Genomic DNA, 25,408 nt, shown 5'->3' with positions numbered 1-25,408 from the left:
TTAGCCGGCCATGAATTCGGCGTAGGCGGAGGCCATTTCGGGTGACAGCACCGTCACGTTGCACCGCTGCTGAGTGTCACCGATCGGCGCCAGAATTCCGCGCAGGTCCTGGTACTGCTGGGGGTGGGCCGTGAAGTAGGCCCGGAGATTGGCCGACGCCACCGGCCGCGGCTGCGAATACGACGCCACCACAACCTGATTGGCATCCGGATGCGCTGTCAGGTAGTTGCTCGCCGCGCCGGTGGCCGAACTGACGGTGTTCGCAACAGATTCCGGGCTGCAGTCGGTTTCTGCGACGGCCGTCGCGGGGGTGACCAGGCTCAGACACACCGGTACGGCGGCCAGTACCGGGATCAGGCCCGCGAGTCGAGTTGAAAGCGTCATGACATGTCCTCCTCGGTGTTTCGTTGCCGACTGGAACGCAGATCGGCCGTTACGGCTGGACGGCATCCGCCAGGCGTCGGTCGTCATATACCCGCGGTGGCGAATCTGAACCCATCGGCTTTTGCTGTCTCTCATCCACAGTGCGTGTTTCAAAGCGGCCGAGCGGGTATTCAGCCACCGTCAGTTGGATCCGATCGCGACGCCCCGCCGGAGTGGCTCAGACATCGCCGTCGCTCTCTCCGGTCCACAGATCCGGGCGCCCGGTCGCTCCGTACTGGCACCGCCGGGACGGTTCAGCCGCAAACAGGACCGTCCCGGCCACCATGTGTGGGGACGACGCCGGTCCGGTCAGCCGCGCGGCAGCGTCGCGTGGGGGCGGAACGGCCGGGTCGGGGGTTCGTCGGGCCGCGCCGCGCGCATGCGGGTCGTGGGTTGCTCGGCGATAAACTGTTGGGGCGGACCGAGTTTCGTCGGCCGCCGCTCCGGCCGGGCCGACTCCCGTTCGGTCAGCAGACCACGGGCGATGCGCTCGAGCGCGCTCTGGACATGGATGCGCTCGGGCACGCCCTGGAATTCGTCTGACTGCGTGAGGGTTTCGGTGATCCAACTCGTGATCACGTTGCGGGCCGCACCCACCTCGGCGGAACCGGCCGGCGTCAGCGAGTATTCGGTTCCGGAGTGCGTCGCGAATCCGGTGGCCACCAGGCGATCGAAGGTCGGTTCGAGGACCTGACGTGGCACCCGTCGATCGTCTGCGATGTCGAGCAGATCCGCGGCCCCGGTCACTGAGGCATAGCGGTAGATCAGCATCAGTGCCCACAGTTGCGCCGTCCCCAGGCGGCTGTTCGTGGTGCGGGCCACGGCTTCGAGATCGATGCCGTTGCTGCGCTGCAACAACCGGCCGACGGCGACTTCGATGAGTTTCTCCGGCGACTCGGTGGTCGGCATGCCGAAGCCCTCGCCCATGTCGGTGCTGCCACTGGCGGCAGCGTCACGCAGCGGCACCTGTTTGAGGAACAGCGCCAGGACGAAGCCGACGATCGCGACGGGCGCCGCCAACAGGAACACCTGGCTCAGGGAATCGGCGTAGGCGTTGATGATCGGGGCGGCGGTGTCGTGCGGAAGGCTGTGCAGCACTTTCGGGGACGTCGCCGCGTCGGGTGGCGCGCCGCTCGATCGCATGGCCGACGGGACCCTGTCGCCGAGGAAGTTCGCAAACATCGAGCCGAAAATCGCGGCACCAAAGGAACTTCCGATGGTGCGGAAGAACGTCACACCGGAGGTGGCGACACCCAGGTCGGCGAAGTCGACGGTGTTCTGCACCACGAGAATCAGCACCTGCATGCTGAGCCCGATACCGGTGCCGAGGATCAGCAGGAACAGTGACTGGGTCAGCGTCGAGGTGTCGGCGTCCATCCGTGACAGCAGCACGAACCCCAGCGCCATGATGGCCGTACCGGCGATCGGGAAGATCCGGTATTGCCCTGTGCGGCCCACGATCGCGCCGCTGCCCAGCGAGGTGACGAGCAGACCGGCCACCATGGGCAAGGTCCGCAGCCCGGACGCGGTTGCCGAAACACCGTCGATGAACTGCATGTAGGTCGGCAGGAACGTCAGCGCACCCAGCATCGCAAACCCGACGACGAACGACAGCACACAGCACACCGTGAAGACCGGGTTCGCGAACAGACGGATCGGCAGAATCGGTTCGGGCGCACGGCGTTCCACCATGACGAAGCCTGCGATGGCCACGGCCGAGGCGACGAACAATCCGATGATCGTCGCCGAGCCCCAGGCATACGTGGTGCCGCCCCAGCTGGTCGCCAGCGTCAGGCCGGCAGCGCCGAGGCCGACCAGCACGATGCCCGCGTAGTCGACGACGGGTCGCCCGGCGCGCGCCAGTTCGGGTATGGCAACTGCCGCGATCCCGATGACCACCACCGCCACCGGCACGTTGATCCAGAACGCCCACCGCCACCCCAGATGGTCGGTGAACAGCCCGCCGAGCAACGGGCCGACGACGGTCGTGACACCGAACACCGCGCCCAAAGCGCCTTGGTACTTGCCTCTTTCGCGCAGCGGGATGACCTCACCGATCACCGCGACGGCCGTCACGGTGATGGCGCCACCACCCAGGCCCTGCAGTGCCCGCGACGCGACGAGCATCCCCATCGATCCCGAGAGCCCACACAGGACCGAGCCGGCCAGGAACAGCAGGATCGCGACCTGGAACACCTTCTTGCGGCCGAAGATGTCACCGAGCTTGCCGACCACCGCGGTCACGATCGTCGAGGCGAGCAGGTAACTGGTGACGACCCAGGACTGATGGCCGGCGCCGCCGAGGTCGGCGACGACGGTCGGCAGGGCTGTCGCCACGATGGTCTGGTCGAGCGCGGCCAGCAGCATCCCGAGGACGACGGCCAGGAAGACGAAGTTGCGCTGGCGGATACCGGGAGCTGCGTCCGGCACCTCAGCGGGGTTCTGTGTGGTCATGGCTGTCATGAGCCGGCTGACCTCAGGTCTGGGCCGGACTGCTCGCCAATGCCTCGGTGATGGCCTCGCAGAACGCCGGTAGATCGGAGGGCGAACGGCTGGTGATGAGATTGCCGTCGATACACACTGCTTCATCGACGACGGTGGCCCCGGCGTTACGCAGATCGGTGCGCACACTCGGGTAGCTGGTCACCTTGCGGTCGCGCACGACATCGGCCTCGACGAGGGTCCACGGGCCGTGACAGATGGCGGCGACGGGCTTGCCGGAGCGCACGAAGTCACCGACGAACGCCACCGCGGTCTCGTCGACCCGCAACTTGTCGGGGTTCACCGTGCCGCCCGGCAGGATCAGCGCGTCGAATGCGTCGACGCGCACCTCACCGACGGTGCGGTCCACCGCGATGCTGCCCGCCGGTTCGAGGTCGTGATTGCGGGCCTGGATTTCGCCGGCCTTGATCGACAACACCTCGACGGCGCCGCCGGCCTCCTCCACCGCGGCGCGCGGTTCCTCGAGCTCGACTCTCTCGACCCCGTCGGCGGCCAGGATGGCGATCCGGCGGCCTTGCAGTTCCTTGAGCACCTGGGTGGGCTACCCGTGTCGGCTACTCCGGAAACACGCGCGTCGCCGGTGGGGGACTGTCGACAATTGCCGGCAACACGAAGGTCCGGAGGTAGTTCCGCGCCACCGTCGGATCGCTGCTGCCGGGCACCACGTCCAGCAGCAGGCTCAGTGCCGTCGAGATGAGGAACTGCGCAAGGTCATGCGGATGCAGGCCGGGCCGGAACTGGCCCGTCGTGCTGTTGGCGAGCATGCCTTCGACCATCGACTGGACCGTCCTGGTCAGCGAGCCGTCGTTGGCGATGAGCGTGGCGACGGCGCCGTCGGGCGTCTGGTCGGCGATGGTTTGCAGCAGTGGATCGTGCACCAGCTGCGTCGCGACGATGACGAGGCTGTCGATCAGCAGATCGACCGGCGTGGCGTCGGCGGCCACCTGCTGCAGCATCGTCAGCATGTGCCGTTGGGTGGTGCGTTGCACCAACGCTGCGATCAGTTCTTTCCGGGTGGCGAACTGGCGGTAGATCGCGCTGCGCGAGTAGCCGGCTTCGGCGGCGATGACCTCCATGGTGAAGGTCCCGCTGCCACCGTCGATGAAGAACTGCTCCGCGGCGTCGAGCAGTACCTGCCGGGCCTGCTCGGTGTTGTTGCCGCCACCGACCGGACGCCCGCGGGGCCTGCGCTGCGGTGCTGACACTCGACTGTCCTGTCGGGGATTGGGAGCGATGGGGATCACCAGTATGCCGCAGGCAAGTGGGGCGCCCCGAGCGCTAATGGAACATCTGAACCAATTTGTTCATTTTCCTCCCACGCGCCGCGCTGCGGGCTAGCGTGCGGTTGATGACGGGGTGGTCGAGAGCGGTTTGGGTGATGCTGGCCGCGGGGTGTCTGGCGCTGTGGCTGCCGATGGCGCCGGTGTGGGCCGACGATGCATCCGGTGCCGCGCACAGCGTGGGGGACGCGTCGCACCCCACCGCTTCGCAGCCGACGACGTCACCGGCAGGGACGGCGTCACAGGCTGGGGCGGCGCCGGCCGGGAAGTCGAAGCCCGCGACTGATCCGCATGCGCGCAAGTCCGCCGACCATTCCTCGCGGACCAAGAAGGCCAAAGACGCCACCAAACCCGACAAGGGCGCGCCCGACAAGGCCTCGGTGACGCGACCCACCGCGCCGGAGAAAGCGGTCCGGGCGCAGGCGGCTCGACCCAAGCCGACACTGCCGGCGGTGAAGCTTCCGAACGCGTTGCCGGCCAAGCGGTCTCAGGTTCCAGCCGTCTCCGCTGCGCAACCGGTTTCAGCGACGGCATCGCAGCCGAGTGCCGTGGTCAAGACGGCGGCAGCCGCAGCCACGACCACCAGCGCCACGACCACGAGCGCCGTGACCACCGGTGCCACGACCACCGACACCCCGACCGCGGCGGTGAAAACCGCACGGCCCAGCCTGATCAACGTCATCGGGTCGTTCGTGTTCAACGTGATCGGCAGCGCCATGCTCGCGTTCGCCGGCCCGCCGGTGCTGCCGCGGGGCAGCACAGTCACGGTCAAGGTGTCCAGCCTGGCCATGCCGGGCACCGGGCAGAAGGTCCAGGCGAACTGGTATTTCCCGGAGCACGCGGATTCGGCGACCCGGGTGATCTATTTCCAGCACGGCTTCATGGCCGTCGCCCCGATGTACAGCTACACGCTGGCCGCACTGGCGCAGGGCACCAACAGCATCGTGGTGGCTCCGACGTTGTCCTCCAACGCGTTTGATTCCAAGGCGCGGTGGCTCGGCGGTTCGGCAGACCAGCAGGCGGTGGCCGACCTGTTCGCCGGTGATCGCGCGTCACTGACCGAAAGTGCCGGCGCCGCAGCCGGACACGAGGTGACGCTACCCACGAAGTTCATCCTGGTCGGCCATTCGCTCGGCGGCGCGCTGGTGAGTTCGGCCGCCGGCCGCATGGTGGACAACGGTGCGGTCGCGAATCTGGAGGGGGTGGTGTTGATGGATTCGGTCGATCTGAACGGTGTGGTGCCCGCCGCGCTGCAGAAGCTGAGCGGCGCCAATTACCGCCCGATTTACGACATTTCGTCCGAGCCGTATGTATGGAACATCGACGGTGTGGTCGGGCGGGAGCTCGAAGCGGCTCGGCCCGGGCAGTTCAACGGGGTCATGCTGGTCGGGGGCCGGCACATCGATGCGCTGCAGGGCGCGAACCCCGTGCTGCAATTCGCCGAGTACGTCGTGGCCGGCTTCTCGCGGTCACCGAACATCGAGGCCGAGAAGACGCTCGCCATCGGCTGGATCAACGACATGTTCGCCGGTACCCAGACCGGAATCTATGGCGCGCCAGGGCAGACCATCACGATCGACACCAAAGCCGGACCGGCCACCGCGGTGGCGTTGCCGTTCGCGTCCACTCGGCCCGTGCAGGCCACGCCGTGGGACGGCCTCGCGCAGCTGATCCTCAACACCGTGCTGCAGTTCGCCGTCTACGAGCCCATGGCGCAGCCGAGCCCTGCGCGCGCCGTCAGCGCAGTTCGGCGATCACTTTCGCGAAGGCCTCCGAATGCTGTTGCTGGACAATGAAGTAACTCACCCCGTAGCGATCCCGTAGGTCGCGAATCCGGTCGGCCATGTCGGTGGTGCTGCCGCTGAGCACACCAGGTGTCGTCATCAGTTCGGCGTCGCTGAGTTCCGGCTGGAAGTGCCGGGTCATGGACAGGTTCGGTATCCCGGACCCGTCGGTCGGCACCGCGGTGATGGCGAGGTTCAGCTCCAGCTCATCGAACCGGTCGCCGGCGGCGTTGCGCACGAACGAGATTCGCTCAGCGAGCGGGTCGTGGTCGGGGGACGGCGGGCCGCCGCCGGTCAGCCCGATGATCTGGGCCTGCTGGGCGGCGACCGTCAGCAGCTTGTCGCCGGCACCGGCGATCATCACCGGCACCTCGGGCAGGTGGGTGCGCAGATACGAGGTGACGTGCGCGGTGTACTCCACCCGTTTCCCGGCACTGGGGAACGGCAGTTCGGCGGCATCGAACTCTTCCTTGACGTACCCGGCACCGAGGCCCGTCTCGAAACGTCCCTCGGTCAGGTCGCGCATGGCCGCGATGTCGCGGGCCAGCAGCGCGGGCTTGTAGAAGCACGCGTTGAACACGAAGGTGCCCAGGTGCAGCGTGCTGGTCGCCCCGGCGGCCGTCGCCAGTACCGGAAACGGGGCCGGAGCGCCGAGATGGTCGGGCACCAGGAGGACGTCGTAGCCGAGGTCCTCACCGCGGCGCGCCGCCTCCTGGACCGCTGACCGGCTGTCGGTGTGCCGCAGGCCGACCCCGAAACGGAAATCTCTCGTCATGGGTTCGACCTTACGGACGCGCGGGGCGTGCACGCCGGTGCAAACTGCAGGTGTGCGCCCCAGACTGACACTGACCGCGGTCTGCGTGGTGGTGTTCATGCTGCTGCTCGACATGACGATCGTCGCCGCGGCGCTGGCCGACATGCAGGCTGCCCTGCACGCGCCGCTGTCCGGATTGCAGTGGGTGGTCGACGCGTACGCCCTGCCGATGGCCGGATTGCTGCTCACTGCGGCGACGGTGGGGGACCGGCTGGGACGGCGGCGGTTGTACCTCGGTGGCCTCGTGGTGTTCATGTTCGCGTCGGCCGGGTGCGCGCTCGCCCGCAACATCGATGCGCTCAACGGGCTGCGGGCGGTGCAGGGCGCGGCCGGCGCGGTGCTGCTCGGGGTGTCGTTGCCGATGCTCGCGGCCGCGTTCCCCGATGCGCGGCAGCGGGCGGGCGCCATCGCGGCGTACGGCGCGGCGATGGGGGCGGGCGGTGCCGTCGGGCCGCTGCTGGGCGGTGCGCTCGTCACCGCGTACGGGTGGCCGTCGATCTTTCTGATCAACCTGCCGGTCGGCGTGGTCGCGCTGTACATCGTCATCTTCGCTGTCCCCGAAAGCGTCGTCCCGCGGTCCCGTCCGGTCGACATCTGGGGCACGGTGGTGCTGACAGCGGCGCTGTTCGCGGGCGTGTACGTGCTGATCGAGGGCAACCACTTCGGCTGGGGCAGCCCGATCATGTTGGGACTGAGTGCTTTCTGTGTCGTCGCGCTGGCCGCCTTCGGGCTACGCGAGTCCCGCCTGGCCGAGCCGATGCTCGACGTGCGGCTGCTCGCCGGACCCGGTTTCGCGGGTGTCTCCCTGGCCGCGTTCGCCGCGACCGGGACGCTGATCGCGTCGACGAACTACCTGGCGTTGTACTTCATGAACACGTTGGGGTTCAGTCCCTTTGGGGCCGGGTTGCGCTCGCTGCCGCTGACGCTGGCCATCGTCCTGGGTGCCCCGATGGCGATGGTCGCGGCGCGGCGGATACCGGTGGCCGCCACCATCCCGGCCGGCGTCGCATTGATTGCCGCGGGTATGTGGATGATGACCGCAGTAAACGCGAACACGACGTGGACGCACTTCGTCTCGGGGTCGGTCGTGGCCGGGCTGGGACTCGGCGGGCTGTCCGCGTTGACGTCGGACGCGGCGCTGCGCTTCGTGCCGGTCGCCGACGCCGGGATGGCGACGGGGACGGTCAGCACGGCGCGGCAGGTCGGGATTCTGGCCGGCGTGGCCGGGCTCGGAGCCTTGTTCAGCCGACACGCGGGCGACCTCGCCACGTCGCGGCTTTCCGCAGTACCGGGACTCGGCGCCGAAGCGCGCCGGCAGCTCAGTGACGGGTTGGCGGCCGGCGCCGGGTTGCGGGCGCTCGAGGCCGTGCCCGACAGGCTGCGTCCCGCGCTCGCGACGCTCGCACGGGAAGCCGGTGCCGCCGGCCTGGAGTCCGCGTTGACCGCTGCCGCGCTCGCCGCCACCACGGCCACGCTGTTCGTGGCGCTGCTCATCCGGACGGGCACCCGGCAAACAATCCGTGCAGAGTCTGTGGATTAGCCGAAGTTGCTACGGCCGCGCCGCAATGCGGATAGTTTCGAATCTTATGTTCGGCGCTGCTGTTCTCATCCCAGCGACCGATTCCGGCCGCTACAGCATCGTCATCTCCGACGACCCCGATGAGATCGAAGCGGCGCAGCGCCTGCGGTACCAGACGTTCGCCGAAGAGCTGGGGGCCGCACTGCCACAAGCGATCCGCGGACCGCGCACCGGCGAGATGATCGACATCGACCGCTTCGACGCCTACAGCGATCACCTGCTGGCCCGGGACGAACAGACCGGGGCGATCGTCGGCTGCTATCGGTTACTGCCCCCGGACGGCGCGCGGGCGGCCGGCGGCATCTTCACCGACACCAACTTCGAGCTCGGTGCGGGCATCGACGCGTTGCGGCCGTCGCTGGTCGAGTTGGGCCGGGCCAGCGTGCATCCCGACCATCGCAGTGGCGCGGTAATGGCGATGCTGTGGGCCGGCATCTTGCGCTACCAGGAACTCACCGGCTACCAGTGGGCGATCGGCAGCCTCTCGGTGCGCATGGCGGACGGCGGTTCGCGTGGTGCGCTGGTGCGCGGCGTTCTCGACCGGGCGTACCGGCAGCATCCGGCGCCGCCGGAGTTTCGCGTGACTCCACGAAATCCGGTGCAGGTCAACGGAATACCTCTCGCCGAGCTGCCTGATCCCGGTCGGGTGCGGATTCCGCCGATGGTGGCCGGCAGCCTGCGGATCGGCGGCGTGATCTGCGGGGAACCGTCGTACGACCCGGAATTCGACATGGCCGACTTCGTGGTGCTCATCAATCGGGACATGGTGCACCAGCTCTACCTGGCCCGGCTCACCCGCAACCATGTCCAGACCTGAGAACCCCGACATGCTGGGCGTCGGGTTCGGACCGTCGAATCTGGCGCTGGCCGTGGCCCTCGCCGAGCGTGGCGTGCGCGGCCGATTCGTCGACGCCCAGCAGCGGTTCGGCTGGCACCGCGACATGCTGCTGCCCGGCACCCGGATGCAGATTCCGTTCCTCAAAGACCTGGCGACGCTGCGCAATCCGCAGAGCGCGTTCACGTTCGTCAACTACCTGAGTGATCGGGGCAGGCTCGTCGACTTCATCGGCCGCCATGACGTCTTTCCCAGCCGGCACGAATTCCACGACTACCTGCAGTGGGCCGCGGATCAGTTCGCCGCCGACGTGCGCTACGGCCGCCGCGTGGTCGGCGTGACGGCAGGGGACGCGGGATTCGCGGTGCATCTGGAACCCGACGAGGTCATCTCGGCGCGCACCCTGGTGCTGGGCACGGGCCTGCACCCGGTGCTGCCCCCGGGCACGCGCTCGAGCCTGCGCCAGTGGCACAGCCACCAATTGCTCAGTGGGGTGGCTGCTCTCGGTCCGGTGGAGCGTGGCCGGTTCGCCGTGGTGGGCGCGGGGCAGAGCGCCGCCGAGGTGGTTTCCTACCTGCACCGCACCTACCCGCGCGCCGAGGTGCACGCGGTGTTCGGGCGGTACGGGTACAGCCTCGCCGACGACAGTGCCTTCGTGAACCGCATCTTCGATCCCGCCGCAGTCGACGAGTTCTACGGCGCGGACGGCGTGGAACGTCAGCGGCTGCTCGACTACCACCGGTCGGCCAACTACTCGGCCGTCGACGTCGACCTCATCGCGGAACTGTATGAACGCGAGTACAGCGAACGCGTGAGCGGGGACCGCCGGTTGTTCCTGCACCGGGCCTGCAGCGTCACCGGCGCCGACGAAGACGACGCGGAGGTCCGGCTGGGCCTGCGCAATCGCATCGACAACACGACCGAGACCGTGCGCTGCGATGCCGTGGTGTACGCGACCGGCTACGCGCCGATGGATGTGCCGGCGTTCCTGGGCGAGCTGGCGTCCTGCTACGAGTTCGATGAGCGGGGCCGTCCCTTGGCGACCCGGGACTACAAGCTGGTGGCCCGGCCGGGCGCGCCCGGGGACATCTACCTCAACGGCGCGACCGTCGAACACAGCCACGGGCTCGGCGCGACGCTGCTGTCGAACGTGGCAGTTCGCAGCGGCGAGATCGCGGCGGCGATCAGCCCGTGACGGTCAGGTAGATCAGCACCACATTGAGGGCCGAGATCAGCACGGCCACAGCCCATCCCAGTGTCGTGACGAGGCGGTGGTTGATGTTCTCGCCCATCACGGCGCGGTTGCTGGTCAGGCGGACCAACGGGATGAGCGCGAACGGGATGCCGAACGACAGCACCACCTGCGAGATGACCAGCGCGCGCGTCGGGTCGAAGCCGACGGCCAGCACGACCAACGCCGGAATGACCGTGACGGCCCGGCGCAGCAAGAGTGGATACGACCGATTGAGCAGGCCCTGCATGATCATGGCTCCGGCGTACGCACCGACCGATGAGGACGCCAGGCCCGAAGCCAACAGACCGACCGCGAAACACAGCGCGACCGCGGGGCCCAGGGCATTGCCGACGGCGGCGTGCGCACCCGCGATGGTGTCGGTGCCTGCCACCCCCTGCAGATGCGTCGCCGCGACCAGCAGCATCGACAGGTTCACCGCGCCCGCGACCACCATCGCCAGGCCGACGTCGAAGCGGGTGACGCGCAGCATGTGGCGCAGCGGAGCGCCGGTCTCGGGCTTGCCGTGCCGGTCGCGAGCCAGGCCGGAGTGCAGGTAGACCACGTGCGGCATGACCGTCGCACCCAGGATCGCGGTGGCCAGCAGGAGGCTCTCGGGTCCGGCGAAGTGCGGCACGACGCCGCCGAGCACGGCGCCGGGCGCCGGTGGGTCGACGATCAGGCTGGTGAGGAAGCCGATGGTGATGATCATCAGCAGCCCCGCGATGATCCGTTCGAACGCGCGCTGGCTGCCCCGGTTCTGCACCGACAGCAGGCACATCGAGACCACGCCGGTGATCACGCCGCCCGCCAGCATGGGCAGGCCGAACAACAGTTGCAGCGCGATGGCGCCGCCCACCACTTCGGCGAGATCGGTTGCCACGGCCACCATTTCGGCCTGCACCCAGAATGCGAGCCGGGTGGGCGTGCGGCAGTTCTCGGCGACCAGCTCCGGCAGGGACCGGCCGGTCGTCAGGCCCAGCTTGGCGGACAGGTACTGCACCAGGCCGGCCATGACGTTGGCCAGCAGGATGACCCACACCAGCAGGAACCCGAACTTCGCGCCTGCGCTGATGTTGGCCGCGACGTTGCCCGGGTCCACGTAGGCGATGGCAGCGACGAACGCGGGACCCAACAGGGACCAGGTCGGGCGCGACGAGCGCGACGGTGCGCGGGTCTCGGTCAGCATGCACTCACTCTCTATCCGGGTTTGCGAATAGAAAAGTTAGGTTAGCCGAAATCTGGGGATTGTGGAAACCCGGTCAGCCGGCCGTCGGGCGCCCGTCGGGTGGCGGCGGGATGTCGCGGATCTGATGCCGGCTGGTCACGCCCAGCTTCGGAAATGAGCGGTAGAGGTACCCGGAGACGGTACGCGTCGAGAGTTGAAGCCGGGCCGCGATCTGCGGGTTCGTCAAACCGCGTCCGGCCAGATAGACAACCTGATGCTCCTGGGGACTCAACCGTCCGGTGGACGGCGTCGCAGGTGCCGTCGTCGGAACGCCGGAAGCGCGCAGCTCCCGGGCACAGATTTCCAGCCACGGTCTGGCGCCGAGCGTTTCGAACGTCGCCAGTGCAGCGGAGATGTGCCGGCGCGCTTCCTTACGTCGTCGACTGCGCCGGAGCCAGCCCGAGTAGCTGAGCCGCAACCGCGCGCGTTCGAACGGCCACTGCTCACCTGCGGCGTCGGCCAGCGTCCGGGCGAGGGTGTCGCCCGTGTCGCCGACGCCGAGGAGGGCCGAGGCGTGGTTCACCAACTGGTCGACGCGGGCGGAGTGCGGTGGTGAGAGATGGGTCAGTGCCGCGCTGAATCGGCGCCGCGCGTCGTCGACCATGCCCGTCCGCATGGCTGCTTCGGCGTAGTCGACGAGAGCGCGGAAGGAAACGTGCGGGTGCAGCGGTGCGCCGGAATCGCTGAACAACTCGGCCAGATGGCCGTAGGCCCCGAGGTCGTTGCCGTCGACGAGATTGATCTGCCCCAGGATGTGATGTGCCCGCGCCGAGTGCAGGCGGTTGTCGTGGAAATCCAGCACGTCGAGGGCAGCGGTCAGCTGATTTCGCGCGGACGTGGTGTCGCCGCGCCGCGCGGTGACCGTTGCTCTGATCAGGTCCCCGGTGGCGGCGACCAACGGCTGATCGCTGACGGCCCCGAGCGTGTGCAAGTGGCCCGTGATGCGAAGCGCCTCGTCCCAGCGCCCGGTGTCGACGCACGACCACGCCAGCATCGCCGTCGTGAGGGCGTGCCCCGTCGTTGAATCATGTTGCGTCATCAGGGATTGGGCGGCACGTAGTGTCCGGATGCCGAGCTCCGACTCGTCGGTGACTCCGGCGGCGAGCCCGATCAGGCTCAAATCCAGCACTCCGAATCCGTCGATCGGCCGGGTTCTGAAAGACGCCAACTCGGCGCGTGCGCGCGGGGCGTCGGTCACCGCCCGGACCCACAGCCGTGATGTCGATGAGCTCCTTGTGGCCGCCGGTATCGAGTCATCAAGTCGCTGAAGCGTTTTCGCTGTGACTTGATAGACGGCCGGGTCGCCGGATAGGAATGCCGCGGCGGCCGCCACGCGTAGCGGTTCCCAGGCCAGCGCGGGTTCCAGTTGGAGCGCTTCGTCGGCTGCGGCCAGCAGCGTCGCGGCAGCGGCCTGGCCGTCGTTCCACATCGTCGCCATCCCGTGGGCGGTCAGTGCGCGAATCCGGTCATGCGGACTGTGCGTGGTGGCTGACGCCGCATGGGCGCGGTGCCAGGTCTGGCGCTGCGGCAACGCATGCAGTGCATCGGCCAGGAGTCGATGTGCGTCCTGCCGGGCGGCCAGTGGCGCCCCGTAGTAGGCCGCGGAGCGGATGAGCGGGTTGACGGGGCTGATGCGCGCCGCCTCGATCCGCATGATGCCCGCGGTCTCCGCCGGCGCCAGGGCAGCCGGGTCGGCCAGCGCGCCCGGGGGCAGCACGCGCAGATCTGCGGCAGACGCCGCGGCGACGACGACGAGCGCCGCACGCGTGGCCGCGGGCAGATGCGCCAGATGCTGCGCGTAGATGGCTTGCACGTTGATCGGCAGGGGCAGGGGGTCCGGGGCCTGGCCCGCCATGGCCGCCGGGCCGGCGGTCGCACTGGAAAAGTGGATGATCGCGGCGGCATTACCCGCGGATTGCTTCACGATCTGCTCGCGAAGGACTCCGCTCGGCGGTGTGGGTTGCGCCTCCAACAGCCTGAGCGACTGATCGAGATTCATTGGTTTGAGCGGGATTTCGACGGCGGATCGGCCTGCCAGACCCGTTGCCGCGACGGTGTCGGGCAAGGTCAGCGCCACGGTGACCGGGCGGCCGGCACTGCGTCGGGCGGCGAACAAGAGGACGCTGCGGGATTGGTCATCGAGCCAATGCGCGTCGTCGACAGTGACCAGGACCGGCTGTTGCCGCGGCACCGCGTCCAAGAGTTCGAGCAGCGCCGTGGCCAGTCGCGCGGTGTGGATCTGATCGCCGAACAGCGGTGTGCTGAAAAGGGTCTCGATGATGTCGGCACGCCCGTAGGGGTTGGCCTCGGCGCCGTTCAACGCCCGCAGTAGCCGGTGCAGGCCGCCCAGCGGAGTGCCGGTCTCTCCGGGTAATCCGGCGATCCCGAGGACGCGATGACGCGACGCGGCTGCTTGTTGCTGGGCGATCGTGAGCAGGGACGTCTTGCCTGAGCCCAAGGCCCCGGAGATGACGATCACCTGCCCGTGCGGTGGTGTGGCGATGGCGTTCCGCAGGACCGCGAGTTCCGCGTCGCGGCCGATCAGCCGCGTCGACGCGGTATTCACACGCACCATGAGACATCCGATCGGTCAGCACGTCTAACGACAGATATTGATAACTTCCATCTACGCCGTAGATAATCTGGCGCGTGGAGTTACGGCAGGTGGAGCACTTCGTGGCGGTCGCCATCGAGCGCAGCTTCACCCGCGCGGCACGCCGCGTCCACGTCGTGCAGTCCGCCGTCTCGACATCGATCGCGAAGCTGGAACGTGAGCTCGGTGTGCAGTTGTTCGATCGCTCCCGTCAGCAGATCGAACTCACGGTCGCCGGCGAACGATTTCTCGCCGAGGCGCACGAACTGTTGCGCGTCGCGGGCTCAGCCGCCGAATCGGTCGCGTCCAGTCGCGGCCGGCTGATGGGCAGCGTCGAATTCGGGTCATTGATCTCCTACGGGCCGATGAATGTCGCCCAGGTGCTCGGAGAGTTCCATCGAGAGCACCCCTTTGTACGACTTCGATTGCAACTCAATCAATCTGGCGCCTCGGCATACCTCTCGGCACTCGTCGACGGCTCGTTGGACCTGGCGCTGGTCTCGGTGCCCAACCGATTCCCGCCACAGCTCGAGATGCGGCTGATGTTCGAGGAACCGATGGTGTTCGTGTGCCGCGACGATCACCCGATGGCAGCCCAGAACGTGGCCGGTCTGCTCGAACTGGCGGGGGAGGACCTGATCGGGTTCCCACCCGACTGGGGCTTCCGGTCCTTGCTGGACAACGCTTTTCTGGCCGCAGGCGTCCAATCGCGTCCCGTCCATGTGATTCCTGCCGGCTTCTCCGTCATCGGTGAACTGGTTCGCCAGGGGCTCGGGACCACCTTCATGCCCGCGTCGGAATGCGCACAGTTCGACGATCTGCGCGCCATCGAATTGCGGCAATCTGTCAGGTGGCAGGTCTATCTGGCCTCGCAGCCCAGGGACCGCTTGACGCCGGCCACCGCCGCCCTGGCCGACATGCTGATCCAGGCGGCGCCAGGCTAGCTCGTCGGGAGTGTCGGCTTGTGGTCGACGATCGTCGAGATCCTCGACCACAAGCCAACATTCGACTGCTACTTGGCGTGCGTGCCCTTGCTCTCCTTGCTGTGCCCGGCATCGTGGGATGCCTTGGCGGGCTTCTTGGTTCCGGTCTTGGCCGGCTTGGTTTCGGTCTTCGTTTCGCCCTTGGTGCTGCCCTTGGTGCCGGCCTTGGTGTCGCCGCCGTCGGCGCCGGATGAGGAGTCCCCACCTGAGGCGTGGTCAGCGCCCTTGCCTGGTCCCGTGGTGGACGTCTTGCCGCTGCCGGTACCGGTGCCTCCGGTGCCGCTGCTGCCGGACGTGCCGCCGCTGGTGTCCGCGGGCTTGGTCGCGCCGCTGGGGTCGGTCGCGGTGTCCTTGCCGCCATCCGTGCCGGTACCCGTCGACGAATCCGGTTTTGTCACAGCCGGTTTCGTGGCGGTGTCCGCCGAGCTCGTCGGATCCGTCTTCGGGGTATCCGTCTTCGTGGTGTCGGTCTTCGTCGTGGGCCGGTCAGCCGGCTGTGTGGTATCCGTTGCCGCCTTGGCGGGCAGCGCCTTCATGGTGCTCGCTGCCGGCAGGGTGATCGTCGTCGCATCGGTGGCCGGGACGGCGTTGGCGGCCACCGCCGTCTTGGCCGTCGTGACCGGCGGCGGCTTGAGCGCACCCGCAACCAGCTTCTGCAGCAGCTGCAGCGCGGCCACCGGACCGGGCAGATTCACGGTGAAGCCCAGTGGTCCGTCACCGATGTTGATGCCGAACGAGGTCAGCAGCCCGCCCGCGTACAGCGGCACGCCGGGGAGCCCGGTATCGATCACGGTCGACAGGTCCGGGCCGTAGCCGCCGTTGAGAACACCGTTGAGGACGGTGGCGGGAATCGAGATCAGCGAGGTGGCGACCTTGCCTAGATCGCCCGTGCGCGTGGCGTCGATGACGTCCTGCACGGCGGCGCCCAGCGCGGCAGGCGCCTGGATCAGCGGGCCGAGGAGGCCGCCGACGATGACGAGGGCGTTCGACGGTTGCAGCCCGCCGAAGCCCTGGTTCAGGGTGTTGAGGACGTTGACCGCGTTCTGCAGTGGGTTGGCGGCGATGACGCCCAGCGGGCCGAGTTTGTCGATCGCGCTGACGAGGCCCTGCAGCGGGTAGGCGATGGAGTTGAGCGCCGGCGCCAGCAGATTGGTCAGCGGGATCAGCGCGTTCAACCCGACCAGGAGCAGCTGATTCGTCGCATCCTCGACGTTGCCCTTCGTCAGATCGTTGACGGCGGCCGCCAACAGCGGTGGCACGGCCGTCGTCAGATTGGTCCCGATCTGGCCGAGGGTGCTGCCCAGCGCGTTCAACAGCGGCGGCGCCGGTGCGAACGGCACGGCCGGCTGCGGAGTCGGGTCGACCTTGACCGAACCCGGCGACGACACCAGCTTCAGCAGGTCCTGCAGCGCGGCGAGTTGGTTGTTGAGGGCCGCGGTCAGGATCGGCGTCGGCCCGTTGGTCTGTGCCGTGCTCACGATGGTCTGCAGGCTGGCGACGGTGTTGTTGAACGCCTGCGCGTACGCCTCGAAGGGGTTGATGGTGGCGGTCAGACGTACCGCGGTGCGCTCGATCTGAGCTTCCATGTGGTGAATCTGGGTACTGACGGTCGGCGCCATGACCGGGGCGACGGCGATAGCCGCGGCCCCGGCCAGGGACACGCCGACGGAAGCGAACGGTCGAGCGGCGGTGTGCATGGCGGGCCCTTTCAAAGGCTCAGAATCGGACATTCGGCGAACTGACTTTCGCGTAAGTTCGCCCTGATTCTGGCTTCGAGAGGTGGGTCGCCCGCTAGCGACGAATGACTCTATTTTCGACGGCGTCAGACGCGCCGGTACAGCCCTTTCCCGGTGATGAGCGGCAGGTCCAGCGTCGTGCGGATGCCCGGCTCGGCGGCCACGACCGCCGGGATCGCGTTCACGACGCGGGCAGCGGTGGCAACGAGTCCGGCGTGATTGTGGTCGCCCTTGCCGCTGCTCAGGCACAGGTCCAGGGCGTACGACGGCTCGCCGGTCACCTCGACGCGGTACGAGCCGCCCTCCTGCGCGGGCTGGGGCCAGTCGGGGCAGAGATCGTCACGGAGGCGGGTGATGTGCTCGAGCACGACGGCCGGGTGGCCGTCCTTCATGCCGCGCACCTCGAACCGCATGGCTGCCGTCGTGCCCGCCGGGATGTGGCCCGACGCGATGTCGAAGTCCTCGGGCGCGGGCACCCGGGTGTGCGTCTCGGTCACCTCGTCGAGTTCGATGCCGAGACCCGCGGCCAACTGCCGCACGACCGAACCCCACGCCAGGCTCAGCACGCCGGGCTGCAGCAGCATCGGTAACTCATCGATGGGCTTGCCGAAGCCCATCACGTCGAACATCACCGTCGCGCTGTCGTAGGTGGCGTAGTCGACGATCTCCATGCACCGGACCTGCTCGACGCTCTGACAGGTGCCCATGAGGGCAAGGGGGAGAAGGTCATTGGCGAAGCCCGGGTCGATGCCGTTCACAAACAGCGACGAACCGCCTTGTTGTGCGGCGTCTTCGAGCGGCGCGATCAGTTCGGCGGGCAGCACCTGCCACGGATACTGCAGGAACACCGCCGCACTGGCGACGACGTTGATCCCGGCGGCCAGGATGCGGCGGTAGTCCTCCAGCGCCTCGGGCAGCCGGTTGTCTGCCATCGCCGTGTAGACGACGCAGTCGGGCTTGCTCGCCAAGATGGCGTCGAGGTCGTCGGTGGCCGTGACGCCGGTCAAAATATCAAGTCCGGCAAGCTCTCCGGCGTCTTTGCCGGCCTTGGCGGCAGAGGACACCCAGACGCCGGTCAGTTCGTAGGCGGGGTCATTGATGAGCTGAGTCAGGGCATGGCGGCCGACGTTGCCAGTGCCGACTGCGGCGACTTTGATGGGCATGCAGACGTTCCTCACAGGTCCGGGATGGGGAGATCAAGGTTGGGAAACGTGAGGCCGCCGTCGACCTCCAGCACCTTGCCGGTGACATAGGCACCGGCCGGGGAGGCCAGGTACAGCGCGGCGGCCGCGATGTCCTCCGGGTCGCCGAGGCGGCGCATCGGGGTGGCCTTCTCCATGGGGTCGCGCAACGCCTCGTTGGAGGCGACGATGTCCAGCGCGGAGGTCAGGATCGAACCGGGCGCGATGCCGTTGACCCGGATCTTCGGGCACAGGTCCATGGCGGCGAGCTTGGTGTAGTGCGCGAGTGCCGCCTTGGCCGTGCCGTACGCGGCGAATCCGCGGCCCGCCAGCCGGCCGACGGCCGAGGTGATGTTGATGACGCTGCCACCGCCGGCGTGCTCCAGCATCAGCGGGACCGCCGCCTGTGTCAGTGCGTGCGCGGTGGCGACGTTGAAGGTGAAGGCGTCTTTGAGATCCTGCGGCGAGGTGTACATCAGCGGCCCGGGCATGGTGCCGCCGACGTTGTTGACGACGACATCTAGTCGGCCGAACGCCTCGACCGCCGCGGCGGCGAGCTTGGCGGTCTCGTCCGGGTGGGCGAGGTCGGCGGCGATGACGTGCGCCTTGCGGCCGGCGGCCTCGACCTGCGCGGCGACCTCGTGCAACTGAGACTCGGTCCGCGCGGCAATCAGCACGTCAGCACCGGCTTCGGCGAATGCGACGGCAATGGCCGCGCCGAGGCCGCGGCCCGCGCCGGTCACCACCGCTACCTGGTCGTCGAGCCGGAATCTGTCCAGAATCACGTGTGCCTCACTCGCGTCGTCGTGGTCGTTGTTAGGCACGCTAGCAAGTTTGGGACGCCGCGGGAACGAATTTCTAGAACACGTTTCAATTGCTGCGAATGCGTTGACCGCTCCGGCTGATACGTACACGTGGGGTGCTATGGCGAGCGTGCGGGTTTGGACCGGATCGGCGGGCGAAACCAGACAAAAGCGACACGTTCGTCGTAGGACGCGCGGGCGGCCCCGGTGAGAGACCGCCGACCGCTCAGGACCGCGACTTCGCGCTGGACTTGGCGCCGGACTTCGAGCCGGCCTTGGCGGTGGACTTCCGCGACTTCACGCTGGCCTCCAGCTTGGCCAGCAGATCGGAGACGTCCTCGGTCGCGTCCAGCTCGGTCGCCGCTTCCTCGGTGGTGAACGCCTCGCCGCCCGCGATCTTGGCTTCGATGAGCTCTTCCATCTGCTCGCGGTAGGTGTCGTGGAACTGCTCGGGCTGGAAGTCCTCGGTCATCGAGTCCACCACCTGGCCGGCCATCGTCAGCTCGGCCTTCTTGATCTCGACTTCCTTGTCCAGCACCGGGAAATCCGGATCGCGAATCTCGTCGGGCCACAGCAGCGTGTGCACGATCATCACGTTGCGCTTGCCGAAATCCTTGACGCGCAACGCCGCCAGCCGCGTCTTGTTACGCAGCGAGAAATGCACGATGGCCACGCGGTCGGTCTGCGCCAACGTCTGGGCCAGCAGCACGTACGACTTCGAGGACTTCGAGTCCGGCTCGAGGAAATAACTGCGGTCGTACATGAGCGGATCGATCTGCTCGGCCGGGACGAACTCGACGACCTCGATCTCGCGGCTGCGCTCTTCCGGCAGCGTGGCGATGTCTTCGTCGGTGATGATGACGGTCTGGCCGTCCTCCGATTCGAAAGACTTGGCGATATCCCGAAACTCGACGACCTCGCCGCAGACCTCGCACACCCGCTTGTATCGGATGCGGCCGTTGTCCTTGGCGTGCACCTGATGAAACTTGATGTCGTGATCCTCAGTGGCGCTGTACACCTTCACCGGCACATTGACCAGACCGAAGGCGACTGACCCCTTCCAGATGGACCGCATACCCCAGTATGGCCCATGATCGCGCCGTGGCTTGGATACTTGAGGTGTGGAGCAATTCGGACGGGTGCGGCTGACCAATCCCGACAAGGTGCTCTATCCGGCGACCGGCACCACCAAGGCCGACGTTTTCGACTACTACCTCGCTGTCGCCGGCGCGATGTTGCCGCACATCGCGGGCCGTCCCGTCACCCGTAAACGGTGGCCCAATGGTGTTGCGCAGCAGCCGTTCTTCGAGAAGCAGCTGGCGTCGTCGGCGCCGGAGTGGCTGGAGCGCGGCGCCATCACGCATCGCAGCGGAACCACCGTCTATCCGATCATCGACACGCCCGAGGGGCTGGCCTGGATCGCCCAACAGGCGTCGTTGGAAGTGCATGTGCCGCAATGGCGCTTTGTCGGTGGGGGCGGCGGGCCGGGCGAGGCCCCGGCGCCCGGGCCCGCGACACGCATCGTGTTCGACCTGGATCCGGGCGAGGGTGTCACGATGGCGCAGTTGTGCGAGGTGGCGCGTGCCGTCCGCGAACTCGTCGCCGGCATGGATCTGGAGGCCCATCCGGTGACCAGCGGCAGTAAGGGTTTACACCTGTATGTGCCGCTGGCCTCGCCCGTCAGCTCCCGCGGTGCGTCGGCTGTCGCCAAACGTGTTGCCCAGCAACTCGAATCGTCGATGGGTGGGCTGGTCACCGCGACCATGACCCGCAGTCTGCGGGCCGGCAAGGTGTTTCTGGACTGGAGCCAGAACTCCGCGGCCAAGACGACGGTGGCCCCGTACTCGTTGCGCGGCCGCGACGAGCCGACGGTGGCGGCGCCGCGTACCTGGGAGGAACTCGACGATCCCGAGTTGCGCCAGCTGCGGTTCGACGAGGTGCTGGCCCGCCTGGCCGACGACGGCGATCTGCTCGCGGACATGGACGGCGACGCGCCGGTGGCCGACCGGCTCACCACCTACCGCAGCATGCGGGACCCCGGTCGCACGCCGGAGCCGGTGCCCGCGGCCCCGCCCGCATCGGGTCTCAACAACCGCTTCGTCATCCAAGAACACCACGCCCGCCGGCTGCACTACGACTTCCGGCTCGAACGCGACGGCGTGCTGGTCAGTTGGGCTGTCCCGAAGAACCTTCCGGACACCTCGACCGTCAACCACCTGGCGGTGCACACCGAAGACCACCCGCTGGAGTACGCCACCTTCGAAGGCGACATCCCCAAGGGCGAATACGGCGGCGGGCACGTCACGATCTGGGATTCGGGCACCTACGACACCGAAAAGTTCCGGGACCCAGGCGAAAACGGCGAGGTCATCGTCAACCTCCACGGCAGCCGGGTCTCCGGGCGCTACGTGCTGATCCAGACCGAAGGTAAGAACTGGCTGGTGCGCCGGATGAAAGAGCAACGGCTGCAACCCATGCTGGCCACGCACGGCTCGGTGGGCCGGCTGTCTCCGGACCACTGGGCCTTCGAAGGAAAGTGGGACGGCTACCGGCTCCTGGTCGACGCCGACCACGGCCGAATTCGGCTGACCGCTCGCAGCGGCCGTGACGTCACGGGAGAATTCCCGCAACTGCAGTCGTTGGCAGCCGATCTCGCCGACCACCACGTGATCCTCGACGGCGAGGTGGTGGCGTTGCAGGACGGTGTGCCGAGCTTCCAGGCCATGCAGAACCGCGGATCCGGCAGCCACATCGAATTCTGGTGTTTCGACATCCTGTCCCTCGACGGACGCGACCTGACCCGCGCGAAGTACCGGGATCGGCGAAAGTTGTTGGAGACCTTGGCCTCTGACGGTGCGCTGACGGTACCGCCACTGCTGCCGGCGGAAGACCCCCTGAAGTTCGCCGATGAGCGCGGCTATGAAGGGGTGGTCGCGAAGAAATGGGATTCGGGGTACCGGCCGGGGCGGTCGGAGGCCTGGGTGAAGGACAAGTTCTGGCGCACACAGGAAGTGGTGATCGGCGGCTGGCGGGCCGGGGAGGGCGGCCGCACCAGCGGTATCGGGGCGCTGCTGGTCGGGGTTCCCGAAGGCGACGGCCTGCAGTTCGCCGGCCGCGTCGGTACCGGGTTCACCGACAAGATGCTGGCTGATCTGAAGGCGATACTCAAGCCGCTCGAGACGCGCGAATCACCTTTTACCGCACCGCTTTCCACCCTGGATGCCAAAGGCGTGACCTACGTGCGGCCCGAACTGGTGGGCGAGGTGCGCTACAGCGAGCGCACCACGGACAACCGCTTGCGCCAGCCCAGCTGGCGTGGCCTCCGCCCCGACAAGACGCCCGCAGAGGTCACCTGGGAGTGATTTGTGCACGATTTTCCGCGGCAGGCGCGGATTTTCGTGCACAAATCACGGCAGGCAGAGTGCGGCGGCGACGGCCTCTTCCAGCCCGCGCGTCGCCAGCTGATCGGCCAACTCGTTGTCGGTGATGCCGGAGTGCCCCTTGACCCAGAACCACTCGACCTGGTGCCGGGCGCAGGCCGCCTGCAGCCGCTGCCACAGGTCGACGTTCTTCACGGGCTGCTTCGACGCCGTCATCCAGCCGTTGCGCTCCCAGCCGTACACCCACTTGGTGATGCCGTTGCGGACGTAGGTGCTGTCGGTGTGCAGGTGCACCACGACAGGCCGCGTCAACGCCTCGAGCGCCATGATCGGCGCCATCAGCTCCATGCGGTTGTTGCTGGTTTCACCGGCCTCGCCGCCGAACATTTCGCGCACGTGATGGCGCATGCGCAGCACCGCACCCCAGCCGCCGGGGCCGGGGTTGGGGCGGCAGCCGCCGTCGGTGTGGATGACCACGACGTCGTCGGTAGCGGAGTCGCTCATCGGCTGAGAATAGGTGCCGAGATCATCGCCGTGCGGACCGACATCCCGAATTCGTGATGCCGCAGCGTGGTGATCCGGCGTCCGGGTTGCACCGCCGGTTTGACGGGCGCGGTGCGGTCAGCGAAGAAGGCGGCGGTGGCATCGATGTCGTCGACGACGTAGGTCAGGCCCCACAACGTGGACGGGCCGTCGCCCGTGGCGCCGGGCGACCCGACGACCTCGAGGATCACCTCGCCCAGCCGGAAGAAGATCTGCCGCATCGGCCGGCCGCCCAGTTCGCCGTCCCGTTCGCGGCGCGGATGGACGTCGACGGCCGCCAGCGCCGCGACGGTCCGTTTCAAGTCGGGTGACAGCAGCACGACGTGGTCGACCGATACCGCGCCGTTGGGGTGCTCGGCGGGCGTCGGCGGCGGCGCGTCCGATCGCGTGGTGGGGATGCCGTCGAGCGGCTGGTCGGACGGCACGCCGCGCAGTGCCCATCCGACGATGCCCGTGCCACGCTCGCGTCCGACCAACCGCATACGGACGCCGCCGACCCGGCATACGCCGTCCGGCTCGACGGTGAAGCCGGCCGCGGTCCACGCGTCGGCGGGGTCGGCGACCTCGAATTCATCGACGCTGACGGTCATTGCCCGGCCTCGTCGACCGTCACCCGGAGTCGTGGCGGTTTCGTATCCGGCGCCACCCGTGCCCACACCGCGTCGACCATGGGCGCCAACAGTAGTTCGCCCATCTGCCGGGCGAGCACGGCGACGACCTGGGTGTTCTCGCGGCGCGTGGTCGAGGCGCGACCGGTCTTGCGGGCCGCCCGGACCTCGCGTTGCGTGAGGTCGACGATGACGTCGACCAGGTGGCTGTCGGCGACGTTCGGTTGCAGCAGGGCCCGGCGCACGTAGTCGACCACCGCCGGATTGGCCCGCAGCATGTCGCGGACGGCGGCGTCGCGCACGGCGGTGGAGGCGTCTTCGGGCACCTCGGCAAGCGCACCCGCGAAGTAGTCGACCACCAGCTGGTCCACCGCGTTCCGCAGGCCGGCCTTGGTCTTGAAGTGGTGCTGCACCAGCCCGACCGCGACGCCTGCCTCCGCGGCGATGGCGCGCAACGAGATTCGGTCTTCGCCGTGTTTGGCGTACAGGTCCAGCGCGGTGTTGCGGATGCGCGCTTTGGCTGTCAGGTCGTCGACAGTTGCCCTCGGATCAACCATCAGACCTCCCATCGGCAACCGGATCAATGTACTGTACACATGAACAGGGGCCTATACAGTTGTATAGCGCGCAGAATTTAGCGAGGTGGACCAATGTCAGAGCTCTTCCCGAAGTACCGGGCCAGCTGGGAGACCGATCAGCACCGCGAGCTGCGTCAGCACGCGGCGGCGTTCCTGGCCAAGGAGGCCACGCCCAACCAGGAGCGGTGGGCCAAGAACCACCAGGTCGACCGCGAGTTCTGGAACAAGCTCGGCGACGCCGGCCTGCTCGGCCTGGACCTGCCCGAGGAGTACGGCGGCGCGGGCGGTGACTTCGGCTTCTCGGCCGTGGTGGCCGAAGAGTTTGCGCTGGCTCATGATTCGGCCTCGGGCTGGTCGGTGCACTCGCCGATCGTGGCGCACTACATCGACACCTACGGCAACGCGGAGCAGAAGGCCCGTTGGATGCCGAAGATCATCAGCGGCGAGACGGTGCTGGCCATCGCGATGACCGAGCCGGGCACTGGTTCGGACCTGCAGGCCGTCCGCACCACCGCCATCCGCGATGGCGACCACTACGTCATCAACGGCTCAAAGACCTTCATCTCCAACGGATCTCTGTGCGACATGGTGGTGATCGTCGCCAAGACCGATCCCACGCAGGGCGCGGCCGGGGTGTCGCTGATCGTCGCCGAGGTCAACGACCTGCCGGGCTTCGAGCGCGGCCGGGTGCTGGAGAAGGTCGGTCAGCACGGCCAGGACACCCGCGAGCTGTTCTTCAGCGACATGCGCGTGCCGGTCACCAACCTGCTCGGTGAGCAGGAAGGTCTGGGCTTCTACCAGCTGATGTCGCAGCTGGCCCGCGAACGGCTCGTCATCGGATCGATCTGCGCCGGCATGGCCGAGGCCGCGGTGCTGGAGGCCATCAAGTACACCAAGCAGCGCGAGGCCTTCGGCAAACCGCTGATCAACTTCCAGCACAACCGATTCCAGCTCGCCGAGCTCAAGGCCGAGGTGCTGTCCATCAAGACCACGGTGGACTACTGCGTGCAGTCGCTGATCGACGGCGACAACGATCCGGCGATCGCCTCCATGGGAAAGCTGATCGCCGCGGACCGGGCCGTGGCCGTCGTCGACCGCTGTGTGCAGTTCTTCGGCGGGTACGGCTACATGATGGAGTACCCGATCGGCCGGGCCTACGCCGCGGCGCGCGTGAACAAGATCTACGGCGGCACAAGCGAAATCATGAAGGAGATCATCAGCCGCACGCTGTGATCCAGCTGCTGGAGTGTGCACAGATGTCCCTGACGCCCTGACGTGTCGGGGACATCTGTGTCTCCTCGCCAAAGGCGCCGTTCGGTGGCATCCT

Annotated in this window: 21 protein-coding genes; 7 read left to right on the top strand and 14 right to left on the bottom strand. The window is 67.8% G+C overall.

All coding sequences use genetic code 11. The features are described 5' to 3' along the window. From ACJH6H_RS18095 to ACJH6H_RS18080, 4 genes are all read right to left on the bottom strand, one after another. On the bottom strand, positions 1 to 384 hold the full coding sequence (locus tag ACJH6H_RS18095; protein ID WP_212813041.1) for a heme-binding protein: 384 nt from the start codon (positions 382 to 384) through the stop codon (positions 1 to 3). 348 nt (positions 385 to 732) lie between these two features. Continuing rightward, positions 733 to 2,877 carry an MDR family MFS transporter gene (locus tag ACJH6H_RS18090; protein WP_346416116.1) on the bottom strand — a complete coding sequence of 715 codons (2,145 nt, stop codon included), beginning with the start codon at positions 2,875 to 2,877 and terminating at the stop codon, positions 733 to 735. Positions 2,878 to 2,899: 22 nt separating this feature from the next. Further along, positions 2,900 to 3,457 carry a type 1 glutamine amidotransferase domain-containing protein gene (locus ACJH6H_RS18085; protein WP_406775484.1) on the bottom strand — a complete coding sequence of 186 codons (558 nt, stop codon included), beginning with the start codon at positions 3,455 to 3,457 and terminating at the stop codon, positions 2,900 to 2,902. 22 nt (positions 3,458 to 3,479) lie between these two features. Then, a complete protein-coding gene (locus ACJH6H_RS18080; RefSeq protein ID WP_267324732.1) occupies positions 3,480 to 4,130 on the bottom strand; it encodes a TetR/AcrR family transcriptional regulator in 651 nt (216 codons plus the stop codon). A 143-nt stretch (positions 4,131 to 4,273) separates the two neighbouring features. Here ACJH6H_RS18080 and ACJH6H_RS18075 point away from each other — a divergent pair, with 143 nt between their 5' ends. Further along, complete coding sequence (locus ACJH6H_RS18075) at positions 4,274 to 6,001, top strand: alpha/beta hydrolase (protein WP_406775483.1); 1,728 nt, start codon at positions 4,274 to 4,276, stop codon at positions 5,999 to 6,001. Here ACJH6H_RS18075 and ACJH6H_RS18070 read toward each other — a convergent pair. Next, the gene (locus ACJH6H_RS18070) at positions 5,943 to 6,764 is read right to left on the bottom strand and encodes an LLM class F420-dependent oxidoreductase (RefSeq protein ID WP_406775482.1); all 822 of its coding nucleotides are present in this window, start codon (positions 6,762 to 6,764) and stop codon (positions 5,943 to 5,945) included. The genes ACJH6H_RS18075 and ACJH6H_RS18070 overlap by 59 nt on opposite strands. Positions 6,765 to 6,828: 64 nt before the next feature. On the opposite strand from ACJH6H_RS18070, the gene ACJH6H_RS18065 reads away from it, so the two are divergent. Genes ACJH6H_RS18065 through ACJH6H_RS18055 form a run of 3 tightly spaced genes read left to right on the top strand, consistent with a single transcriptional unit; the run spans position 6,829 to position 10,412 of the window. Beyond that, complete coding sequence (locus tag ACJH6H_RS18065) at positions 6,829 to 8,343, top strand: MFS transporter (protein WP_406775497.1); 1,515 nt, start codon at positions 6,829 to 6,831, stop codon at positions 8,341 to 8,343. Positions 8,344 to 8,389: 46 nt separating this feature from the next. Next, the gene (locus ACJH6H_RS18060; RefSeq protein WP_318987157.1) at positions 8,390 to 9,199 is read left to right on the top strand and encodes a GNAT family N-acyltransferase; all 810 of its coding nucleotides are present in this window, start codon (positions 8,390 to 8,392) and stop codon (positions 9,197 to 9,199) included. A gap of 10 nt (positions 9,200 to 9,209) precedes the next feature. Next, positions 9,210 to 10,412: a lysine N(6)-hydroxylase/L-ornithine N(5)-oxygenase family protein gene (locus tag ACJH6H_RS18055; protein ID WP_406775496.1), complete on the top strand. Its 1,203-nt coding sequence runs from the start codon at positions 9,210 to 9,212 to the stop codon at positions 10,410 to 10,412. Here ACJH6H_RS18055 and ACJH6H_RS18050 read toward each other — a convergent pair. Both ACJH6H_RS18050 and ACJH6H_RS18045 read right to left on the bottom strand, forming a co-directional pair. After that, the gene (locus ACJH6H_RS18050; protein ID WP_318987158.1) at positions 10,402 to 11,637 is read right to left on the bottom strand and encodes an Nramp family divalent metal transporter; all 1,236 of its coding nucleotides are present in this window, start codon (positions 11,635 to 11,637) and stop codon (positions 10,402 to 10,404) included. The two genes, ACJH6H_RS18055 and ACJH6H_RS18050, sit on opposite strands and share 11 nt — an antisense overlap. Before the next feature lie 73 nt (positions 11,638 to 11,710). After that, a complete protein-coding gene (locus tag ACJH6H_RS18045; protein ID WP_406775481.1) occupies positions 11,711 to 14,251 on the bottom strand; it encodes an AAA family ATPase in 2,541 nt (846 codons plus the stop codon). Positions 14,252 to 14,325: 74 nt separating this feature from the next. Between ACJH6H_RS18045 and ACJH6H_RS18040 the strand changes: the two genes are divergently transcribed. Beyond that, on the top strand, positions 14,326 to 15,213 hold the full coding sequence (locus tag ACJH6H_RS18040; RefSeq protein ID WP_406775480.1) for a LysR family transcriptional regulator: 888 nt from the start codon (positions 14,326 to 14,328) through the stop codon (positions 15,211 to 15,213). Positions 15,214 to 15,281: 68 nt separating this feature from the next. Here ACJH6H_RS18040 and ACJH6H_RS18035 read toward each other — a convergent pair whose 3' ends face one another. The 4 genes from ACJH6H_RS18035 to ACJH6H_RS18020 form a co-directional block, all read right to left on the bottom strand. Further along, positions 15,282 to 16,949 (bottom strand): hypothetical protein, encoded by a 1,668-nt coding sequence (locus tag ACJH6H_RS18035; RefSeq protein WP_406775479.1) that lies wholly within the window; start codon positions 16,947 to 16,949, stop codon positions 15,282 to 15,284. Positions 16,950 to 17,074: 125 nt separating this feature from the next. After that, on the bottom strand, positions 17,075 to 18,151 hold the full coding sequence (locus tag ACJH6H_RS18030; protein ID WP_406775478.1) for a diacylglycerol kinase: 1,077 nt from the start codon (positions 18,149 to 18,151) through the stop codon (positions 17,075 to 17,077). An 11-nt stretch (positions 18,152 to 18,162) separates the two neighbouring features. Further along, positions 18,163 to 18,954 carry an SDR family oxidoreductase gene (locus tag ACJH6H_RS18025; RefSeq protein ID WP_318987178.1) on the bottom strand — a complete coding sequence of 264 codons (792 nt, stop codon included), beginning with the start codon at positions 18,952 to 18,954 and terminating at the stop codon, positions 18,163 to 18,165. A gap of 244 nt (positions 18,955 to 19,198) precedes the next feature. After that, complete coding sequence (locus ACJH6H_RS18020; RefSeq protein ID WP_318987163.1) at positions 19,199 to 20,047, bottom strand: Ku protein; 849 nt, start codon at positions 20,045 to 20,047, stop codon at positions 19,199 to 19,201. 46 nt (positions 20,048 to 20,093) lie between these two features. Between ACJH6H_RS18020 and ligD the strand changes: the two genes are divergently transcribed. After that, entirely contained in the window at positions 20,094 to 22,334 is a 2,241-nt protein-coding gene (gene ligD, locus ACJH6H_RS18015; RefSeq protein WP_346416122.1) for a non-homologous end-joining DNA ligase, read from the top strand. Between the two features lie 45 nt (positions 22,335 to 22,379). Here ligD and rnhA read toward each other — a convergent pair whose 3' ends face one another. Genes rnhA through ACJH6H_RS18000 form a run of 3 tightly spaced genes read right to left on the bottom strand, consistent with a single transcriptional unit; the run spans position 22,380 to position 24,060 of the window. Next, positions 22,380 to 22,856: a ribonuclease HI gene (gene rnhA, locus ACJH6H_RS18010; protein ID WP_212813016.1), complete on the bottom strand. Its 477-nt coding sequence runs from the start codon at positions 22,854 to 22,856 to the stop codon at positions 22,380 to 22,382. Beyond that, positions 22,853 to 23,485: a glyoxalase gene (locus ACJH6H_RS18005; RefSeq protein ID WP_346416123.1), complete on the bottom strand. Its 633-nt coding sequence runs from the start codon at positions 23,483 to 23,485 to the stop codon at positions 22,853 to 22,855. Before ACJH6H_RS18005 ends, rnhA begins: the two co-directional genes overlap by 4 nt. After that, positions 23,482 to 24,060, bottom strand: a complete 579-nt coding sequence (locus ACJH6H_RS18000; protein ID WP_020099003.1) for a TetR/AcrR family transcriptional regulator — start codon at positions 24,058 to 24,060, stop codon at positions 23,482 to 23,484. The genes ACJH6H_RS18005 and ACJH6H_RS18000 overlap by 4 nt, the downstream gene beginning before the upstream one ends. A 93-nt stretch (positions 24,061 to 24,153) precedes the next feature. On the opposite strand from ACJH6H_RS18000, the gene ACJH6H_RS17995 reads away from it, so the two are divergent. Further along, positions 24,154 to 25,314: an acyl-CoA dehydrogenase family protein gene (locus ACJH6H_RS17995; RefSeq protein ID WP_346416124.1), complete on the top strand. Its 1,161-nt coding sequence runs from the start codon at positions 24,154 to 24,156 to the stop codon at positions 25,312 to 25,314. Positions 25,315 to 25,408: the final 94 nt, after the last annotated feature.

Origin of the sequence: Mycobacterium sp. SMC-21 (assembly GCF_045310825.1) — a bacterium.
Taxonomy (GTDB): Bacteria; Actinomycetota; Actinomycetes; order Mycobacteriales; family Mycobacteriaceae; genus Mycobacterium.
Note: the sequence above shows the minus strand (reverse complement) of the source record. Positions and strands in the feature narration are given on the sequence as shown.

What these genes read in the sequence shown, in the direction of transcription:
- ACJH6H_RS18055 (WP_406775496.1), top strand. Translation starts at nt 9,210, where the DNA reads ATGCTGGGCGTCGGGTTCGGACCGTCGAATCTGGCGCTGGCCGTGGCC.
- ACJH6H_RS18005 (WP_346416123.1), bottom strand. Translation starts at nt 23,485, where the DNA reads ATGACCGTCAGCGTCGATGAATTCGAGGTCGCCGACCCCGCCGACGCG.
- ACJH6H_RS18030 (WP_406775478.1), bottom strand. Translation starts at nt 18,151, where the DNA reads ATGCCCATCAAAGTCGCCGCAGTCGGCACTGGCAACGTCGGCCGCCAT.
- ACJH6H_RS18000 (WP_020099003.1), bottom strand. Translation starts at nt 24,060, where the DNA reads ATGGTTGATCCGAGGGCAACTGTCGACGACCTGACAGCCAAAGCGCGC.
- ACJH6H_RS18045 (WP_406775481.1), bottom strand. Translation starts at nt 14,251, where the DNA reads ATGGTGCGTGTGAATACCGCGTCGACGCGGCTGATCGGCCGCGACGCG.
- ACJH6H_RS18050 (WP_318987158.1), bottom strand. Translation starts at nt 11,637, where the DNA reads ATGCTGACCGAGACCCGCGCACCGTCGCGCTCGTCGCGCCCGACCTGG.
- ACJH6H_RS18060 (WP_318987157.1), top strand. Translation starts at nt 8,390, where the DNA reads ATGTTCGGCGCTGCTGTTCTCATCCCAGCGACCGATTCCGGCCGCTAC.
- ACJH6H_RS18070 (WP_406775482.1), bottom strand. Translation starts at nt 6,764, where the DNA reads ATGACGAGAGATTTCCGTTTCGGGGTCGGCCTGCGGCACACCGACAGC.
- ACJH6H_RS18075 (WP_406775483.1), top strand. Translation starts at nt 4,274, where the DNA reads ATGACGGGGTGGTCGAGAGCGGTTTGGGTGATGCTGGCCGCGGGGTGT.
- ACJH6H_RS18095 (WP_212813041.1), bottom strand. Translation starts at nt 384, where the DNA reads ATGACGCTTTCAACTCGACTCGCGGGCCTGATCCCGGTACTGGCCGCC.
- ACJH6H_RS18020 (WP_318987163.1), bottom strand. Translation starts at nt 20,047, where the DNA reads ATGCGGTCCATCTGGAAGGGGTCAGTCGCCTTCGGTCTGGTCAATGTG.
- ACJH6H_RS17995 (WP_346416124.1), top strand. Translation starts at nt 24,154, where the DNA reads ATGTCAGAGCTCTTCCCGAAGTACCGGGCCAGCTGGGAGACCGATCAG.
- rnhA (WP_212813016.1), bottom strand. Translation starts at nt 22,856, where the DNA reads ATGAGCGACTCCGCTACCGACGACGTCGTGGTCATCCACACCGACGGC.
- ACJH6H_RS18090 (WP_346416116.1), bottom strand. Translation starts at nt 2,877, where the DNA reads ATGACCACACAGAACCCCGCTGAGGTGCCGGACGCAGCTCCCGGTATC.
- ACJH6H_RS18035 (WP_406775479.1), bottom strand. Translation starts at nt 16,949, where the DNA reads ATGCACACCGCCGCTCGACCGTTCGCTTCCGTCGGCGTGTCCCTGGCC.